The organism is Cryobacterium melibiosiphilum (genome assembly GCF_003602235.1).
Lineage (GTDB): Bacteria > Actinomycetota > Actinomycetes > Actinomycetales > Microbacteriaceae > Cryobacterium > Cryobacterium melibiosiphilum.
Window position 1 is genome coordinate 1 of the sequence record NZ_QZVS01000003.1, and the last position, 1197, is coordinate 1197.

Genomic DNA, 1197 nt, shown 5'->3' on the forward strand with positions numbered 1-1197 from the left:
TGGACGCCGTCGCCTGGCGCTGGCTGGTCAACGTCGCCGCACACACCCCGATCGTGGCCGGAATCGACGACTACGCGCTGGTGGACATCGACGACACGATCAAGGAAGTCCACGGGTATCAGAAGCAAGGCTCCGGCTACGGATACTCCGGAGTGCGCGGTTTGAACGCCCTGATCGGCATCGTCTCCACACCGAAAGCGGCACCGATCATCATCGGGTCCCGGCTGCGGAAAGGCGCGGCGGGTTCTCCGCGTGGCGCGGGAAAGTTCGTCGGGGATGTCCTCGCCACAGTAAAACGCCTCCGCAGCCAGACGGCCGCCGGCCTGGTGCTGCTGCGCGCGGACAGCGCGTTCTACGGCCACGCGGTCGTCGCCGCCGCGCACCGCGCTGGCGCGAAAGTCTCCATCACGGCCCGGATGGACCCGGCCGTGAAACGAGCTATCGGCACGATCACTGACGACCAATGGACGACGATCAACTACACCGACGCGATCCGGGACGAGGCCACCGGCGCGTGGATCTCGTCCGCCGAGGTCGCGGAAGTACCGTTCACCGCTTTCAGCTCACGCAAGAAAGCCGAACGCATCGTGGGGCGCCTGGTCGTGCGGAGGATCCCGGAACTGAATCAGAAAGCCACCGACGGGCAACCGACCCTGTTCGACACGCACCGGTTTCACGCGTTCTTCACCACCAGCGACCTGGACACCGTCACCGCTGACCAGACCCACCGGCAGCATGCCATCATCGAGCAGATCAACGCAGACCTAAAAGACAGCGCGCTGGCGCACCTGCCGTCAGGTGTGTTCACGGCCAACGCGGCGTGGCTCGTGCTGGCCACGATCGCGTTTAACCTTTCGCGCGCTGTTGGTTCCCTGGCTGGCGCCGAGCTGGGTAAAGCACGCAGCGGCACTATCCGTCGCAAACTCATCAGCATCCCCGCCCGGATCTCCACCTCGGCGCGCAAGATCACCCTGCACCTGCCAGCCAGCTGGCCGTGGGAATCCGGATGGACGGCCGCGTTCGCGGCGGCCTGCGGCCCGCCGCAACGCGCCGCCACCTAACCACCAGCCACACGGCGAACGAAGACTTGGAACACCACCGGCAGCAAGGCCGGCAGCTTCGCCGGGCCCACCACGAAAACCAGGACTCTGAATTTAGCGACGCCCTTCAGTCAACGCGGGGCGGTGGATCGAGGCT

1 protein-coding gene is annotated in these 1197 nt (G+C 66.0%); it reads left to right on the plus strand.

The genetic code is table 11. The features are described 5' to 3' along the window. Positions 1-1061, plus strand: a 1061-nt coding sequence (locus tag D6T64_RS00015; RefSeq protein WP_119970220.1) for an IS1380 family transposase, incomplete at its 5' end; no start/stop codon positions are given. Between the last annotated feature and the right edge of the window lie 136 nt (positions 1062-1197).